This is a genomic window from Pseudomonas sp. GW821-FHT09A09 (assembly GCF_059418405.1).
In genome coordinates, this window is the sequence record NZ_JBWKPU010000012.1 from 76,941 (window position 1) to 94,871 (window position 17,931).

Below are 17,931 nucleotides of genomic sequence, written 5' to 3' on the forward strand. Positions count from 1 at the left end.
CTATAGTGGCCCTTCTCTTACGGAGGGCCTTTGATGACTGACCTGCTGACCCCCATCCAAGCCGCACTCGCTCTACCCCCTACACCGCTGACCTTTACCGAAGCGGGCGCCCTGCCCTCGACCTTCGCCGTGACCGACCTGGCCAGCGCCAGTATCGGCGCCGCCGGCCAGGCCGTTGCCCGGTTGATCGAGCAACAGACCGGGCGCTTGCCCAGTGTCACCGTGGACCGCCGCCTGGCGTCGTTCTGGTTTTCTTCCTCGATTCGCCCGGTCGGCTGGCAAGTGCCGCCCCTGTGGGACCCGGTGGCCGGTGATTACGCCTGCGCCGACGGTTGGATCCGTTTACACACCAACGCGCCCCACCACCGCGCCGCGGCCGAACGCGTACTGGGCAACGTCGCCGACCGTACCGAGATGGCGAGCAAAGTGGCTCACTGGAACGCGGCCGAACTGGAACAGGCGATCGTCGATGCAGGCGGTTGCGCCGCGCAGATGCGCAGCTGGCAAGCCTGGCAGGCCCACCCGCAAGGGCTGGCGGTAAATGCCGAAGCGCTGGTGCAGCGCCACACCTATGAAACCACCACCGACAAACCCTGGCTCGGCAGCGTGGCGCGCCCCTTGGCCGGCCTCAAGGTGCTGGACCTGACTCGCGTATTGGCCGGCCCGGTGGCCAGTCGTTTCCTCGCAGGCTTGGGCGCCGATGTGCTGCGCATCGATTCGCCCTCCTGGAACGAACCCGGCGTCGTGCCGGAAATGACCCTGGGCAAACGCTGCGCCCGCCTGGACCTCAAGAGCGCCGAAGGCCGGCAGGTCTTTGAAAACTTGCTTAAAGAGACCGACATCCTGTTCCACGGTTACCGCGCCGATGCCCTGGAGCAACTGGGCTACACCGCCAACGCGTTGCAACAGATTGCGCCCGGCCTGATCGACGTGAGCCTCAACGCCTACGGTTGGAGCGGCCCATGGCGCAACCGTCGTGGCTTCGACAGCCTGGTGCAGATGAGCAGCGGGATCGCCGACGCGGGCATGGCCTGGAAACAGGCGGACAAACCGGTGCCTTTGCCGCTGCAGGCGCTGGATCACGCCACCGGCTATCTGATGGCGGCCGCTGCGATTCAGGCGTTGAGCGAGCGGTTGAAGTCGGGGCGTGGTGGTTCGGCGCGGTTGTCGTTGGCGCGCACGGCGACCTTGTTGGTGGAGGCTGGGCAGGTGCCGGAGCAGCCGGCGTTGCGGGCCGAGGAGCCGAGTGATCAGGGGTTGGTCGTAGAGCAAACCAGTTGGGGCCCTGCCCATCGTTTATTGGCGCCGTTGACCATCAGCGGCACGCCGTTGCAGTGGGATTTGCCGGCAGGGGAATTGGGGTCGCATCGGGCGCAGTGGTGACCTGAAAGCCGCTATCGCCGGCAAGCCGGCTCCTACAGGTGATCGCATTCCAATTGTAGGAGCCGGCTTGCCGGCGATGAGGCCCTCACGGCCACCCTCAATCCCCCCGGCTCAACGACGTCCACAAATGCTGCGCGGCATACGCCCGACGCGGCCGCCACGCCTCGGCACGCGCCAATAACTGCCGCGCCGACACCGGCCCGCCTTCCAGCGCCGCCAGCGCATTGATCAAGCCAATATCCCCCGACGCAAACGCATCGGCTTCACGCATCTGGCGCATGGCGATGTACTGCGCCGTCCAATCGCCAATCCCGGGCAACGCGACCAAGCGCGCCACGCCTTCCTTGAGGCTGGCCTTGGGTTCAAACAGTTCAGGGTCATCCAACAGCGCCTGGGCCACACCGGACAAGGTGCGACCACGGGCCTTGGGCATGCCCAATGTGGCCAGGTCCGCCGCCGCCAACACCTCGGCTGACGGGAACACATGGGTGATGCCAGCGCAGGGCGTCTCCAGCGGCGTACCGTATTGCGCCACCAACTTGCCCGCCAGGCGGATCGCCGCGACCACCGTGATCTGCTGGCCCAGCACGGCACGAATGGCCAGCTCCAGGCCATCCCAGGTGCCAGGCACCCGCAAACCGGGGCGCGCGGCAACCAATTGCGCCATCAGCGGGTCCTTCGCCAATTGCGGGTTGATCAGTCGCGGCTGGGCGTCCAGGTCGAACATCGTGCGCAATCGCCGCTCGATCTCGGGCAAGGCCGACCGGGTTGGAAAATCAACGTCGACGTCCAACCAATCCCCCGCCCCCGGCGCCACGCTGATCAGGCCAGGTTGCCCGTTCACACTGATACTGCGCCGGTACACGCCGGCCTCGACGGTCTCCAACCCGCTGATCGCCCGCACCGACAAAAAACCCACCATCGCCGCCCAATCGTAGGGCGATTGATACGCCAGTCTCACAACGACAGCACCCCGCTGTACAACCCATACGCCGCCAGCCCCGCGCCAGCGATCACGCAGCTGAAAATGCCTTTTTCCATGGCCGTGAACAAGGGCTGGCCCTGCTCACGCTTGGCCAGTGCAAACAGGATCACCCCCGGCGCGTACAGCAGCGCCGACAGCAGCAGGTATTTCAAGCCGCCGGCATACAACAGCCACACGGCGTAGCCGAGGGCGATCAGACCGACGAGCAAGTCCTTCATGCGCCGCCGCTGGGCACCTTCATAGGTTTCACCGCGCCCGCTCAACAGTACCGCATAGGCCGCCGACCACAGGTACGGCACCAGAATCATCGAGGACGCCAGGTAGATCAGCGTGGTGTAGGTGCTTTGGGAAAACAGCGTAATCACCAGGAACAGCTGGATCATCACATTGGTCAGCCACAAGGCATTGACCGGCACCTGGTTGGCATTTTCCTTCTTCAAGAACGCCGGCATGGTCTTGTCATGGGCGGTGGCGTAGAGGATTTCCGCACAGAGCAGCGCCCAGGACAGCAAGGCACCGAGCAACGAAACCGCCAGGCCGACGCTGATCGCCATCGCGCCCCAAGGGCCGACGATATGCTCCAGCACACCGGCCAACGACGGGTTTTGCAATTGCGCCAGTTCCGGCTGGCTCATAATCCCCAGGGACAGCACATTCACCAGCACCAATAGCGCAAGCACGCCTAGAAACCCGATCACCGTGGCGCGCCCCACGTCCGAACGCTTTTCGGCGCGGGCCGAATACACGCTGGCGCCCTCAATGCCAATAAACACAAACACGGTGACCAGCATCATGTGACGCACCTGGTCCACCACGCTGCCCATGCTCGGGTTGCCCAGGCCCCAGATATCGCGGGTGAAGATATCGGCTTTGAACGCCACGGCAGCAATCACGATAAACATCAGCAACGGCACGATCTTCGCCACGGTGGTCACTTGGTTGATGAACGCCGCCTCCTTGATCCCGCGCATCACCAGAAAATGCACGGCCCACAGCAACAACGACGCACACGCGATGGCGATGGGCGTGTTGCCCTGGCCGAACACCGGGAAAAAGTAGCCGAGGGTACTAAATAGCAACACGAAGTAACCGACGTTGCCCATCCACGCACTGATCCAATACCCCCAGGCCGATGAAAACCCCATGTAGTCGCCAAAACCGGCCTTGGCGTAGGCATACACACCCGAGTCCAACTCGGGTTTGCGATTGGCCAGGGTCTGGAACACAAACGCCAGGGTCAGCATGCCGACGGCGGTGATCGCCCAGCCGATCAACACGGCCCCCACCTCAGCACGGGCCGCCATGTTCTGCGGCAACGAGAAAATCCCGCCGCCAATCATCGAGCCCACCACCAGGGCAATCAGGGCGCCAAGTCGAAGTTTCTGGGCCGGTTGGGACATGAAAACTCCTGAATAAAATAATTGTTTGAGCTGACAACTGTGCACTCAACTAATTAACTCAGCGAGTGTAGCGTTTATTAGAGACCGCGATAAAACAGGCAGGCTCATAACGTAATGGCATGTCAATTATTCAAGTTTAGGCTTATTTAGAATTTAAATACCGCTTGAACTTCGGCGTTCGCGAGCTGCGCCACACTGTCAATGAGAAAAGTTTGCACATTCAGGAAAACAGACTAGCTTCAAACGTCCACACCCCTGACTAAATGATTAACCACAACGGGCGCAAGGCTCTGGAACAAGCCTTCCCGAGGACTTCTATCGCCCCCGAACTTTCAGCCTAAGTCATTAATTCACAATGGAATGTGCCAATGAAGTGATCTGAGTCAGCTGTTTGAATAGCGCACAGAATTATTCTGTGTTCTCTCTTCTCCTGCATTGGAGTCACGCAATGTCTGAAACTCCCGGAAAACTAAGGCTTGGTGCGCTCGTTGCACTTGTCGTGGGCTCGATGATCGGCGGGGGGATCTTCTCACTGCCGCAGAACATGGCCGCCAGCGCCGACGTCGGCGCCGTTTTGATCGGTTGGGTCATCACCGCCATCGGCATGCTGACCCTCGCATTTGTGTTCCAGACCCTCGCCAACCGCAAACCCGACCTCGACGGCGGCGTCTACGCCTACGCCAAGGCCGGCTTCGGCGACTACATGGGTTTCTCGTCCGCCTGGGGTTACTGGATCAGCGCCTGGCTGGGCAACGTCGGTTACTTCGTGTTGCTGTTCAGCACCCTCGGTTACTTCTTCCCTATCTTCGGCGAAGGCAACACGCCAGCGGCCGTGATCGGCGCCTCGGTGTTGCTGTGGGCCGTGCACTTTTTGGTATTACGCGGGATCAAGGAAGCGGCGTTCATCAACCTGGTGACCACCGTCGCCAAGGTGGTGCCGCTGGTGCTGTTCGTGTTGATCGCCCTGTTCGCGTTCAAGCTGGACATCTTCACCGCTGACATCTGGGGCGTGAAAAACCCGGACCTGGGCAGCGTGATGAACCAGGTGCGCAACATGATGCTGGTCACCGTGTGGGTGTTCATCGGCATCGAAGGCGCGAGCATCTTCTCGTCCCGTGCGGAAAAACGCTCCGACGTGGGCAAGGCCACCGTGATCGGCTTTATCACCGTGCTGCTGTTCCTGATGCTGGTGAACGTGCTGTCCCTGGGGATCATGACCCAACCGGAACTGGCCAAGCTGCAGAACCCATCGATGGCCGCCGTGCTGGAGCATGTGGTGGGCCACTGGGGCGCGGTGCTGATCAGCGTTGGCTTGATCATCTCGCTGCTGGGGGCGCTGCTGTCGTGGGTGCTGCTGTGTGCGGAGATCATGTTCGCCGCCGCCAAGGACCACACCATGCCGGAGTTCTTGCGCAAGGAAAACGCCAACCACGTACCGGTCAATGCCCTGTGGCTGACCAACGCGATGGTGCAGCTGTTCCTGGTGATCACGCTGTTTTCGGCCAGCACCTACCTGTCGCTGATCTACCTCGCCACCTCAATGATCCTGGTGCCTTACCTGTGGTCGGCGGCCTACGCGCTGCTGCTGGCGGTGCGCGGCGAGACCTACGAAACCGCGTTGGCCGAGCGCAAGAAAGACCTGTTCATCGGCGCCATCGCGCTGGTGTACGCGATCTGGCTGCTCTACGCCGGCGGCACCAAATACCTGCTGCTCTCTGCCCTGCTCTACGCCCCCGGCGCGATCCTGTTCGCCAAGGCCAAGCGGGAACTGGGCAAACCGATTTTCACCAACGTCGAGAAGCTGATTTTCGCCGCAGTGGTCATTGGCGCCCTGGTGGCGGCCTATGGGCTCTACGACGGCTTCCTGACGCTGTAATTGTTGATAACTGGAGGATCTGTAATGACCACGGAAAAAGTGAAGTACGGCGTACATTCCGAAGCCGGCAAACTGCGCAAAGTCATGGTGTGCTCCCCAGGTTTGGCCCACCAGCGGCTGACCCCCAACAACTGCGATGAACTGCTGTTCGATGACGTGCTGTGGGTGGCCCAGGCCAAGCGCGACCACTTCGACTTCGTGACCAAGATGCGCGAGCGGGATATTGATGTGCTGGAAATGCACAACCTGCTCACCGACATCGTCGCCATCCCCGAAGCGCTGGACTGGATCCTGGAGCGCAAGATCACCGCCAATACGGTTGGCCTGGGCCTGGTCAATGAGGTCGGCTCCTGGCTGCGCAGCCTGGAACCGCGCAAGACCGCCGAGTATTTGATCGGTGGCGTGTCGGCCGATGACCTGCCGAGCACCTTCGGTGGCAAGGCCATCGAGATGTTCCGCGATTTCCTCGGCCACTCGAGCTTCATCCTGCCACCGCTGCCCAACACCCAGTTCACCCGTGACACCACCTGCTGGATCTACGGCGGCGTGACGCTCAACCCGATGTACTGGCCGGCGCGACGCCAAGAGACCTTGCTGACCACCGCCATCTACAAGTTCCACCCCGAGTTCACCAACGCCGACTTCCAGATCTGGTACGGCGACCCCGACCAGGAACACGGCGCCTCCACCCTCGAAGGCGGCGACGTGATGCCCATCGGCAACGGCGTGGTCCTGATCGGCATGGGCGAGCGCTCGTCCCACCAGGCGATCGGCCAGCTGGCGCGCAACCTGTTCAAGAACAAGGCGGTGGAAAAAGTCATCGTGGCCGGCCTGCCGAAATCCCGCGCGGCGATGCACCTGGACACCGTGTTCAGCTTCTGCGACCGCGACCTGGTCACCGTCTTCCCCGAAGTGGTCAGCCAGATCGTCCCGTTCACCCTGCGCCCTGACGAGAGCAAGCCCCACGGCATCGATATCCAACGGGAGAAAACCAACTTCCTCGACACCGTGGCCGCCGCCCTCGGCCTCAAGGCCCTGCGCGTGGTGGAAACCGGTGGCAACAGCTTCGCCGCCGAACGCGAGCAGTGGGACGACGGCAACAACGTGGTGGCCGTGGAGCCAGGCGTGGTCATCGGCTACGACCGCAACACCTACACCAACACCCTGCTGCGCAAGGCCGGGGTGGAAGTCATCACCATCAGCGCCGGTGAACTGGGCCGTGGCCGTGGCGGCGGCCACTGCATGACCTGCCCGATCATCCGCGACCCTATCGACTACTAAGCAAGCATCCCTGGCCGGCGCCCATAAGGCACCGGCCAGGCAGATCACCGAATCCTGGGAGAATCATCATGGCGTTCAACATTCACAACCGTAACCTGCTCAGCCTGGAACACCACACCCCACGCGAGCTGCGCTACCTGCTGGACCTGTCCCGCGACCTCAAGCGCGCCAAGTACACCGGCACCGAACAGCAACACCTCAAGGGCAATAACATCGCGCTGATCTTCGAAAAAACCTCCACTCGCACCCGGTGTGCCTTCGAGGTGGCGGCCTATGACCAGGGCGCCAATGTCACCTACATCGACCCGAATTCCTCGCAGATCGGCCACAAGGAAAGCATGAAGGACACCGCCCGCGTGCTCGGGCGCATGTACGACGCCATCGAGTACCGTGGCTTCAAGCAGGAGATCGTCGAGGAGTTGGCCAAGTTCGCCGGCGTGCCGGTGTTCAACGGCCTGACCGATGAGTACCACCCCACCCAGATGATCGCCGACGTGCTGACCATGCGCGAACACGCCGACAAGCCGATCCACGAGATCAGCTACGCGTACCTCGGCGACGCGCGCAACAACATGGGCAACTCGCTGCTGCTGGTGGGCGCCAAGCTCGGCATGGACGTGCGCATCTGCGCGCCAAAAGCCCTGTGGCCCCACGATGACCTGGTGGGTCGCTGCAAGAAATACGCAGAAGAAAGCGGCGCACGCATCACCCTCACCGAAGACCCGAAAGCGGCGGTGAAGGGTGTGGACTTCATCCACACCGACGTGTGGGTATCGATGGGCGAGCCGGTGGAAGCCTGGGCCGAGCGTATCGAGCAGCTGCTGCCGTACCAGGTGAACGCCGAGCTGATGAAAGCCACTGGCAACCCACGCACCAAGTTCATGCACTGCCTACCGGCGTTCCACAACAGCGACACCAAGGTGGGCAAGCAGATTGCCGAGCAGTACCCGCACCTGGCCAATGGCATTGAAGTGACGGACGACGTGTTCGAATCGCCAGCCTGCATCGCCTTCGAGCAAGCGGAAAACCGCATGCACACCATCAAGGCGATTTTGGTGTCGACCCTGGCTGACCTTTAAGGCACGACACCGTCAATGTGGGAGCCGGCTGGTGTGAGATCTGGCTTTTGTGGGAGCTGGCTTGCCTGCGATGCAGGCAACTCGGTCGTTCAGGTAGACCGAGGTGATGCCATCGCGGGCAAGCCCGGCTCCCACAAAAAGCCCGGCTCCCACATTGACCGTGCTCCTTCATCAGAATTTTTAGAAGGACATTCGCTATGCGTATCGTCGTAGCACTGGGCGGTAACGCCCTGCTCCGCCGTGGTGAACCCATGACGGCGGACAACCAACGCGCCAACATCCGGATCGCCACCGAACAGATCGCCAAGATCCACCCCGGCAACGAACTGGTGATCGCCCACGGCAATGGCCCGCAAGTCGGCCTGCTGTCGTTGCAGGCGGCGGCCTACACCCAGGTCTCGCCGTACCCGCTGGACGTGCTCGGTGCCGAAACCGAAGGCATGATCGGCTACATCATCGAACAGGAACTGGGCAACCTGCTGGACTTCGAGGTGCCGTTCGCCACCCTGCTCACCCAGGTGGAAGTGGACGCCAAGGACCCGGCCTTCAAGAACCCGACCAAGCCCATCGGCCCGGTGTATTCCAAGGCCGAAGCAGAAAAACTCGCCGCTGAAAAAGGCTGGGCGATTGCGCCGGACGGCGACAAGTACCGTCGCGTGGTCGCCAGCCCACGGCCCAAACGCATCTTTGAAATCCGCCCGATCACCTGGTTGCTGGAAAAAGGCAGCATCGTGATCTGCGCCGGCGGCGGGGGTATCCCGACGATGTACGGCGAGGACGGCAAGCTCAAAGGCATTGAAGCGGTGATCGACAAAGACCTCTGCTCCTCGTTGCTGGCCGGGCAGTTGAAGGCCGATTTGCTGGTGATCGCCACCGACGTCAACGCGGCCTTTATCGACTACGGCAAGCCCACTCAAAAAGCCATCGGCCAGGCCCACCCGGACGAAATGGAAAAACTCGGCTTCGCCGCCGGCTCCATGGGGCCCAAGGTGCAAGCCGCCTGCGAGTTCGCCCGCCAGACTGGAAAAACCGCCGTCATCGGTTCACTCTCGGACATCGAAGCGATTGTCCAGGGCAGCGCCGGCACGCGCATCAGCACGGCAAAACCTGGCATCACCTACCTGTGAAGTAGAGGAGAAACGCCTATGGCCACCTTTGAACCGGGTCACTTGCACGTCGAACGTCATGCGCTCAACGCCCAGGACTATAGCTACAACCTGTGCATCGACTATGAAGTCAGCCAGGATCCCAAGGAAGGCAAGGGGATGCTGTTCAAACTGCATGGCTCGGTCCAGGGCAAAGACCTCAAGGAAGAGTTTTTCCTACCCAAGGACCAGGCGTTCGACTTTGCCCGGCATGCGATGAACATCGCGCAGAAGTACGGCATGCCGAAGATCGCCGTGCTCAATGGGGCGATGCACAAGCAGTACGACCTGATGTTCGAGGATGTGCGGCATCAGCTGGATGTAAAACCCGGCGATCCGATCAAACCCGAACACCTGGAGTAACCCGATTTCACTGACACCGGCGATCCCCTGTGGGAGCTGGCTTGCCTGCGATGGCGGTGGATCAGTCACTGAAAATAGTGACTGTCAGTCCGCTATCGCAGGCAAGCCAGCTCCCACATTTTTTGATCTGCATCGCCTGTCAGGCATACTGGCCACCTCCCGCTTCCCAGAACCAAACGCCACCCCATGCGTATCCACGTCAGCTTCATCGACCGCGTCGGCATTACCCAGGAAGTCCTGGCCCTGCTCGGTGGGCGCAATCTCAACCTGGATGCGGTGGAGATGGTGCCGCCCAACGTCTACATCGATGCGCCAACCCTGAGCGCCGACGTACTCGAAGAACTGCGTGACGCGCTGTTCAGCGTGCACGGTGTGCAGGCCGTGACCGTGGTGGACATCCTTCCCGGCCAGCGCCGTCACCTGCAACTCGACGCCCTGCTGGCCGCCATGACCGACCCGGTACTGGCCCTGGACAGCGCGGGCAAGATCCTGCTGGCCAACCCGGCCCTGATCGCGCTGTACGGGCGTGAACCGGCCGGCGAAAGTATCAGCGACCTGTTCAACGACCCGGCGCTGCTCGACACCTTGCTCGAACACGGTTTTCGCCTGCCCCTGCGCGAGATCAGCGTCAACGGCCAGACCCTGCTGCTGGATGCCACGCCGATCACCGACGCCGGCGCACTGCTGACCCTGTATCAACCCAACCGCATCGGCGAACAGCTGTCAGCGTTGCACCACGACCATGCCGAAGGGTTTGACGCGCTGCTGGGCGAGTCCCCGGTGATCCGCACCCTCAAGGCGCGGGCGCAGCGGGTGGCCGCGCTGGATGCGCCGCTGTTGATCCAGGGTGAAACCGGCACCGGCAAGGAGCTGGTGGCCCGCGCCTGCCACGCCATCAGTGCGCGGCACAGTGCGCCGTTCCTGGCGCTGAACTGCGCGGCGTTGCCGGAAAACCTCGCCGAAAGCGAACTGTTCGGTTATGCGCCCGGTGCCTTTACCGGCGCGCAACGGGGCGGCAAGCCGGGGCTGATGGAGCTGGCCAACCAGGGCACGGTGTTCCTTGATGAGATCGGCGAAATGTCGCCGTACCTGCAGGCCAAGCTGCTGCGCTTTCTCAATGACGGCAGCTTCCGTCGTGTGGGGGGCGACCGTGAAGTGAAGGTCAATGTGCGCATCCTCAGCGCCACCCACCGCGACCTGGAAAAGATGGTCAGCGAAGGCACCTTTCGCGAAGACCTGTTCTACCGCCTCAACGTGCTCAACGTCGAAGTGCCGCCCCTGCGCGCACGCGGCCAGGACATTCTGCTGCTGGCGCGCTACTTCATGCAGCAGGCCTGCGCGCAGATCCAGCGCCCGGTGTGCCGCCTCGCGCCCGGCACGTACCCGGCACTGCTGGGCAACCGTTGGCCGGGCAACGTGCGTCAGTTGCAGAACGTGATCTTCCGCGCCGCCGCCATTTGCGAAAGCAGCCTGGTGGACATCGGCGACCTGGACATTGCCGGCACCTCGGTGGCACGCCAGAGCGACGGCGAAATCGACAGCCTGGAACAAGCCGTGGAAGACTTCGAGCGCAACCTACTGGAAACCCTCTACACCAGCTACCCCTCCACCCGCCAACTGGCCAGCCGCTTGCAGACCTCCCACACGGCGATTGCCCATCGCCTGCGCAAGTACGGCATTCCCGCCAGCAAACCCTGAATACGCACGATCAAAATGCACGCGATCACATTGTAGGAGCCCGGCTTGCCGGCGATGGCGATCTCACGGGCGCCATCGCCGGCAAGCCGGGCTCCTACAAAGGGTGCATTCCAAATTTCAGTCATGCATTCCAAATTTCAGGCATGCCTTCCAAATGCCAGGCGTGCCTTCCAGATTTTGGTCTGAGAACGACATCGGCTGTACTGAAAGCGCTACAGCGTAACGATATCGCTACAACCCTGTTTTTTGCGCGCCATGCAAGGCTTTGATCCACATAGGCTTTTTTTCTTGCGCCTGAGTGTAGCGAAATCGCTACAGCCAAACCGCATAACGCTATAACCAATTTCTCTAAGTTATTGTTTTGTAACGATTTAATAACCTTGGCCGCGATTTTGCTAAGCAACTCCCCATTATTCCAATCCCGTCCACCAGACGAATCTGGCCCCGAGGAGTTTCCATGAGCGAGTTGCGTTTCACTGAAGATCACGAATGGCTGCGCGCCGAAGCTGACGGCAGCGTCACCGTGGGTATCACCGCTTTCGCGCAGAACGCGCTGGGTGATGTGGTTTTCGTGCAACTGCCGGAGTTGCAGGCCTACGAGAAAGGCGCCGAAGCCTCCACCGTGGAATCGGTCAAGGCCGCCAGCGGCGTGTACATGCCCCTGGCCGGTGAAGTGCTGCAAGTGAACGACGCACTCAGCGACAGCCCGGAACTGGTCAACGAAGACCCGATGGGCGAAGGCTGGTTCTTCCGCTTTAAACCGGCCGATGCCGGGGCGGTAGCTAAACTGTTGGATCAGGACGCGTACGACCGCCTGATCAAAGCCAACGCTGAAGCCTAGGAGCGCGCCATGACCGCACACTCTTTTTTACAAGACGTGACCACCGCCAACGAATTCATCGCCCGCCACATCGGCCCGCGCGCGGAAGACGAGCAGCAAATGCTCGCCAGCCTGGGCTTTGACTCCCTGGAAGCCCTGAGCGCCAGCGTGATCCCGGAAAGCATCAAGGGCACCAGCGTGCTCGGCCTGGAAGACGGCCTGAGCGAAGCCGAGGCCCTGGCCAAGATCAAGGCCATCGCCGGCAAGAACCAACTGTTCAAGACCTACATCGGCCAGGGCTACTACAACTGCCACACGCCGTCGCCGATCCTGCGCAACCTGCTGGAAAACCCGGCCTGGTACACCGCCTACACCCCCTACCAGCCAGAGATTTCCCAAGGCCGCCTGGAAGCGCTGCTGAACTTCCAGACCCTGATCAGCGACCTCACCGGCCTGCCGATCGCCAACGCCTCCTTGCTCGACGAAGCCACCGCCGCCGCCGAAGCCATGACCTTCTGCAAGCGCCTGAGCAAGAACAAGGGCAGCAACGCTTTCTTCGCCTCGATCCACAGCCACCCGCAAACCCTCGACGTGCTGCGCACCCGTGCCGAGCCGCTGGGTATCGACGTGGTGGTGGGCGATGAGCGCGAACTGACTGACGTCAGCCCGTTCTTCGGCGCCCTGCTGCAATACCCGGCGAGCAACGGCGACGTATTCGACTACCGCGCACTGACCGAGCGTTTCCACGCCGCCAACGCCCTAGTGGCCGTGGCCGCCGACCTGCTGGCCCTGACCCTGCTGACCCCGCCGGGTGAGTTCGGCGCCGACGTGGCCATCGGCAGCGCACAACGCTTCGGCGTGCCGCTGGGCTTCGGTGGCCCGCACGCGGCGTACTTCTCCACCAAGGATGCGTTCAAGCGCGACATGCCGGGCCGTCTGGTCGGCGTGTCTGTTGACCGTTTCGGCCAGCCGGCCCTGCGCCTGGCCATGCAGACCCGCGAGCAACATATCCGCCGCGAGAAAGCCACGTCGAACATCTGCACCGCCCAAGTGCTGCTGGCCAACATCGCCAGCATGTACGCCGTGTACCACGGCCCCAAAGGCCTGACCCAGATCGCCCAGCGTGTACATCAGCTGACCGCGATCCTGGCCAAGGGCCTGACCGCACTGGGCCAGAAGGTCGAGCAGGAACACTTCTTCGACACCCTGACCCTCAACACCGGCGCCAACACCGCCGCCCTGCACGACAAGGCCCGCGCCCAGCGCATCAACCTGCGTGTGGTGGATGGCGAGCGTCTGGGTGTATCGGTGGACGAAACCACCACCCAGGCCGATATCGAAACCCTGTGGTCGATCTTCGCCGACGGCAAGGCCCTGCCCGCTTTCGCCCGGACTGAAAGCACGCTGCCAGCCGCCCTGCTGCGCCAGTCGCCCGTGCTCAGCCACCCGGTGTTCAACCGTTATCACTCCGAAACCGAGCTGATGCGCTACCTGCGCAAGCTGGCCGACAAGGACCTGGCGCTGGACCGCACCATGATCCCGCTGGGCTCGTGCACCATGAAGCTCAACGCTGCCAGCGAAATGATCCCGGTGACCTGGGCCGAGTTCGGCGCCCTGCACCCGTTCGCCCCGGCTGAGCAAAGCGCCGGCTACCTGGAGCTGACCTCCGACCTGGAAGCCATGCTCTGCGCGGCCACCGGTTACGACGCGATCTCCCTGCAACCGAACGCCGGTTCCCAGGGTGAGTACGCAGGCCTGTTGGCCATCCGTGCCTACCACCAGAGCCGTGGCGATGAGCGCCGCGACATCTGCCTGATCCCGTCGTCGGCCCACGGCACCAACCCGGCCACCGCCAACATGGCCGGCATGCGCGTAGTCGTCACTGCCTGCGATGCGCGTGGCAACGTCGACATCGAAGACCTGCGCGCCAAGGCCATCGAGCACCGCGATCACCTGGCAGCGCTGATGATCACCTACCCGTCCACCCACGGCGTGTTCGAGGAAGGCATCCGCGAAATCTGCGGGATCATCCACGACAACGGCGGCCAGGTGTACATTGACGGCGCCAACATGAACGCCATGGTTGGCCTGTGCGCACCGGGCAAGTTCGGCGGCGACGTGTCCCACCTGAACCTGCACAAAACCTTCTGCATCCCTCACGGCGGTGGCGGCCCGGGCGTTGGCCCGATTGGCGTCAAGTCGCACCTCACGCCGTTCCTGCCAGGCCACGCGGCCATGGAACGCAAGGAAGGCGCTGTGTGCGCGGCGCCGTTCGGCAGCGCGAGCATTTTGCCGATCACCTGGATGTACATCAGCATGATGGGCGGCGCGGGCCTCAAGCGCGCTTCACAGCTGGCGATCCTGAATGCCAACTACATTTCCCGTCGCCTCGAAGAGCACTACCCCGTGCTCTACACCGGCAGCAACGGCCTGGTGGCGCATGAGTGCATCCTCGACCTGCGCCCGTTGAAAGACAGCAGCGGCATCAGCGTGGACGACGTGGCCAAGCGCCTGATCGACTTCGGCTTCCATGCGCCGACCATGTCGTTCCCGGTGGCCGGCACCTTGATGATCGAGCCGACCGAAAGTGAATCCAAGGAAGAGCTGGACCGCTTCTGCAACGCCATGATCGCCATCCGCGAAGAAATCCGCGCGGTGGAAAACGGCACCTTGGACAAGGACGACAACCCCCTGAAAAACGCGCCGCACACCGCTGCAGAACTGGTGAGCGAGTGGACCCACCCCTACACCCGCGAGCAGGCGGTGTACCCAGTGCCATCGTTGATCGAAGGCAAGTACTGGCCGCCGGTTGGGCGTGTGGACAACGTGTTTGGTGATCGCAACCTGGTGTGCGCGTGCCCGTCGATCGAGAGCTACGCGTAACCGACTGACGGAACACAGTCCAATGTGGGAGCTGGCTTTTGTGGGAGCTGGCTTGCCTGCGATGCAGGCACCTCGGTCTATCAAGTAGACAGGGGTGATGCTATCGCAGGCAAGCCAGCTCCCACATAGCCCGCCTCCACAGTTGGACCGAGCACCTTCAGAAAATAATAAGAAACCGGAGAACAACCATGTCCCTCAGCGTGTTCGACCTGTTCAAGATTGGCATCGGCCCCTCCAGCTCCCACACCGTCGGCCCGATGCGCGCCGCCGCTCGATTCGTCGAGGGCCTCAAGCGTGACAACCTGTTGAGCGCCACCGCCTGCGTCAAGGTGGAACTCTATGGCTCGCTGGGCGCCACCGGCAAAGGCCACGGCAGCGACAAGGCCGTGTTGCTGGGCCTGGAAGGCGAACACCCGGACACCGTGAATACCGAAACCGTCGCCGCTCGCCTGGCGCAGATGCGCAAGGACGGCCGCCTGAATTTGCTCGGCGAACACAGCATTGCGTTCAACGAGAAAGAACACTTGGCGATGATTCGCAAACCCCTCGCCTACCATCCCAACGGCATGATTTTTCGCGCCTTCGACGCCGCCAATATCCAGATCCGCAGCCGCGAGTATTACTCGGTGGGTGGTGGTTTTGTGGTGGACGAAGACGCCGCCGGCGCCGACCGCATTGTCGAAGACGCCACGCCCCTGACCTTTCCGTTCAAACACGGCAAAGACTTGCTCAACCATTGCACCACTTACGGGCTGTCCATCAGCCAGGTCATGTTGACCAACGAAAGTGCGTGGCGCCCAGAGGCGGAAACCCGCGCCGGGTTGCTGAAGATCTGGCAGGTGATGCAGGACTGTGTGGACGCAGGTTGTCGCAATGAAGGGATCTTGCCGGGCGGCTTGAAGGTCAAGCGTCGTGCTGCCGCCCTGCACCGTCAGTTGTGCAAGAACCCGGAATCCTCACTGCGCGATCCGTTGTCGGTGCTGGACTGGGTCAACCTCTACGCCCTGGCCGTCAACGAAGAAAACGCCAACGGCGGGCGCGTGGTCACCGCGCCCACCAATGGTGCGGCCGGGATCGTGCCAGCGGTGCTGCATTACTACATGCGCTTTATCCCGGGCGCGAACGAAGACGGTGTGGTGCGTTTTCTGCTCACCGCTGCCGCCATCGGCATTTTGTACAAGGAAAACGCCTCGATCTCCGGCGCCGAAGTCGGCTGCCAGGGTGAAGTGGGCGTGGCCTGTTCCATGGCGGCCGGTGCGCTATGTGAAGTCTTGGGCGGCACGGTTTCCCAGGTGGAAAACGCCGCCGAGATCGGCATGGAACATAACCTCGGCCTCACTTGCGACCCGATTGGCGGGCTGGTGCAGGTGCCCTGCATCGAGCGCAATGCCATGGGCTCAGTGAAAGCCATCAATGCGGTGCGCATGGCGTTGCGCGGGGACGGGCAGCATTTTGTGTCCCTCGACAAAGTCATCCGCACCATGCGCCAGACCGGCGCCGACATGAAAAGCAAATACAAGGAAACCGCCCGTGGCGGTTTGGCGGTCAACATTATCGAGTGCTGACGCCCCAAGGCGCGCCAGCACGTTTTTCAGGAGCTGAATATGTCCACCGAAACCCTGTTGAAAACCCCGTTGCACGCACTCCACATCGAGCTGGGCGCACGTATGGTGCCCTTCGCCGGCTACGACATGCCGGTGCAATACCCGTTGGGCGTGATGAAAGAACACCTGCACACCCGTGATCAGGCCGGACTGTTCGACGTGTCCCACATGGGCCAGATCCGCCTCACCGGCGCGAACGCCGCCAAGGCCCTGGAAACCCTGGTGCCGGTCGACATCATCGACCTGCCGGTGGGCATGCAGCGCTACGCCATGTTCACCAACGAACAGGGCGGCATCCTCGACGACCTGATGGTGGCCAACCTGGGTAACGACGAGTTGTTCCTGGTGGTCAACGCTGCCTGCAAAGACCAGGACCTGGCCCACCTGCGCAAGCACATCGGCGACCAGTGCAGCATCGAACCGCTGTTCGAAGAGCGCGCCCTGCTGGCCCTGCAAGGCCCGGCAGCGGTGAAGGTGCTGGCGCGCCTGGCACCGGAAGTCACCAAGATGACCTTCATGCAGTTCGCCACCCTGCGCCTGCTGGGCGTGGACTGCTACGTCAGCCGTTCGGGCTACACCGGTGAAGACGGTTTCGAAATCTCGGTGCCCGCCGCCAACGCCGAGAGCCTGGCCCGCAGCCTGCTGGCCGAGACCGAAGTACAGGCCATCGGCCTGGGCGCCCGCGACTCCCTGCGCCTGGAAGCCGGCCTGTGCCTCTACGGCCACGACATGAACACCGACACCACGCCAATCGAAGCCAGCCTGTTGTGGGCGATCTCCAAGGCCCGCCGTGCCGATGGCGCGCGCGCCGGTGGGTTCCCGGGCGCCGACCGGATCTTCACCCAGCAACAAGCCGGTGTGAGCCGCAAGCGCGTGGGCCTATTGCCTCAAGAGCGCACCCCGGTGCGTGAAGGCGCAGAAATCGTCGATGAACACGGCACCGTCATCGGCAGCGTGTGCAGCGGCGGTTTTGGCCCGACGCTGGGCGGCCCGCTGGCCATGGGTTACCTGGACAGCGCGTTCATCGCACTGGACACCGAAGTGTCTGCGTTGGTACGTGGGAAAAAGGTGCCACTACGTGTAAGTAAAATGCCATTTGTGCCGCAACGTTACTACCGTGGCTGAGTGACTGTTTCTATAAGTAACGCGGCTGCGTTAATGTGCACTAAACTGTAACGCAACCGCCATAAAACAGTGCATTGACGATAGTCAATGCACTAGGGAATAACCTATAACAAGTGATCAACTCTATCGAATAAGTGGGATCCACATTGTTGACCAAAGTGTCACAAAGCCGAGCAAAACCTGGGCTTTTGGCAGGGCTTGTTTTTTCTCCTTTAGTTGGCGTAGAGTTTGTTCACTGTGTTTGCATGGGTCGCTTTGAACCTGGACCTGGGCAGTAGCTGAAGTAGTT

At 62.1% G+C, this 17,931-nt stretch carries 13 protein-coding genes; 11 read left to right on the forward strand and 2 right to left on the reverse strand.

Features of this window, described 5'->3' with window-relative positions; genetic code table 11:
- Positions 1 to 33 precede the first annotated feature (33 nt).
- Positions 34 to 1,383, forward strand: coding sequence for a CoA transferase (locus tag AC07OV_RS12950; RefSeq protein WP_494997158.1), 1,350 nt, complete (start codon positions 34 to 36; stop codon positions 1,381 to 1,383).
- 97 nt (positions 1,384 to 1,480) lie between these two features.
- Here the strand turns inward: AC07OV_RS12950 and AC07OV_RS12955 are convergent, their stop codons facing one another.
- Positions 1,481 to 2,344 (reverse strand): DNA-3-methyladenine glycosylase family protein, encoded by an 864-nt coding sequence (locus tag AC07OV_RS12955; RefSeq protein WP_495092360.1) that lies wholly within the window; start codon positions 2,342 to 2,344, stop codon positions 1,481 to 1,483.
- A complete protein-coding gene (arcD, locus tag AC07OV_RS12960; protein WP_494997156.1) occupies positions 2,341 to 3,768 on the reverse strand; it encodes an arginine-ornithine antiporter in 1,428 nt (475 codons plus the stop codon). Before arcD (AC07OV_RS12960) ends, AC07OV_RS12955 begins: the two co-directional genes overlap by 4 nt.
- 448 nt (positions 3,769 to 4,216) lie before the next feature.
- On the opposite strand from arcD (AC07OV_RS12960), the gene arcD (AC07OV_RS12965) reads away from it, so the two are divergent.
- The 10 genes from arcD (AC07OV_RS12965) to gcvT all read left to right on the forward strand — a co-directional run bounded on the left by arcD (AC07OV_RS12965) (position 4,217) and on the right by gcvT (position 17,642).
- The gene (gene arcD, locus AC07OV_RS12965) at positions 4,217 to 5,644 is read left to right on the forward strand and encodes an arginine-ornithine antiporter (RefSeq protein WP_494997155.1); all 1,428 of its coding nucleotides are present in this window, start codon (positions 4,217 to 4,219) and stop codon (positions 5,642 to 5,644) included.
- Positions 5,645 to 5,668: 24 nt separating this feature from the next.
- Complete coding sequence (gene arcA / locus AC07OV_RS12970; RefSeq protein WP_176994285.1) at positions 5,669 to 6,925, forward strand: arginine deiminase; 1,257 nt, start codon at positions 5,669 to 5,671, stop codon at positions 6,923 to 6,925.
- 68 nt (positions 6,926 to 6,993) lie between these two features.
- Positions 6,994 to 8,004, forward strand: coding sequence for an ornithine carbamoyltransferase (locus AC07OV_RS12975; protein WP_176994286.1), 1,011 nt, complete (start codon positions 6,994 to 6,996; stop codon positions 8,002 to 8,004).
- 197 nt (positions 8,005 to 8,201) lie between these two features.
- A complete protein-coding gene (arcC, locus tag AC07OV_RS12980) occupies positions 8,202 to 9,131 on the forward strand; it encodes a carbamate kinase (protein ID WP_176994287.1) in 930 nt (309 codons plus the stop codon).
- Positions 9,132 to 9,149: 18 nt separating this feature from the next.
- On the forward strand, positions 9,150 to 9,512 hold the full coding sequence (locus AC07OV_RS12985; RefSeq protein WP_176994288.1) for a DUF5064 family protein: 363 nt from the start codon (positions 9,150 to 9,152) through the stop codon (positions 9,510 to 9,512).
- A 186-nt stretch (positions 9,513 to 9,698) separates the two neighbouring features.
- Complete coding sequence (gene gcsR, locus AC07OV_RS12990) at positions 9,699 to 11,210, forward strand: transcriptional regulator GcsR (RefSeq protein WP_176994289.1); 1,512 nt, start codon at positions 9,699 to 9,701, stop codon at positions 11,208 to 11,210.
- A gap of 457 nt (positions 11,211 to 11,667) precedes the next feature.
- Positions 11,668 to 12,051, forward strand: a complete 384-nt coding sequence (gcvH, locus tag AC07OV_RS12995) for a glycine cleavage system protein GcvH (RefSeq protein WP_494997153.1) — start codon at positions 11,668 to 11,670, stop codon at positions 12,049 to 12,051.
- A gap of 9 nt (positions 12,052 to 12,060) precedes the next feature.
- The gene (gene gcvP, locus AC07OV_RS13000) at positions 12,061 to 14,913 is read left to right on the forward strand and encodes an aminomethyl-transferring glycine dehydrogenase (protein WP_495092361.1); all 2,853 of its coding nucleotides are present in this window, start codon (positions 12,061 to 12,063) and stop codon (positions 14,911 to 14,913) included.
- A 188-nt stretch (positions 14,914 to 15,101) separates the two neighbouring features.
- Positions 15,102 to 16,478: an L-serine ammonia-lyase gene (locus tag AC07OV_RS13005; RefSeq protein WP_457408817.1), complete on the forward strand. Its 1,377-nt coding sequence runs from the start codon at positions 15,102 to 15,104 to the stop codon at positions 16,476 to 16,478.
- A 39-nt stretch (positions 16,479 to 16,517) separates the two neighbouring features.
- Entirely contained in the window at positions 16,518 to 17,642 is a 1,125-nt protein-coding gene (gcvT, locus tag AC07OV_RS13010; RefSeq protein ID WP_494997151.1) for a glycine cleavage system aminomethyltransferase GcvT, read from the forward strand.
- Positions 17,643 to 17,931: the final 289 nt, after the last annotated feature.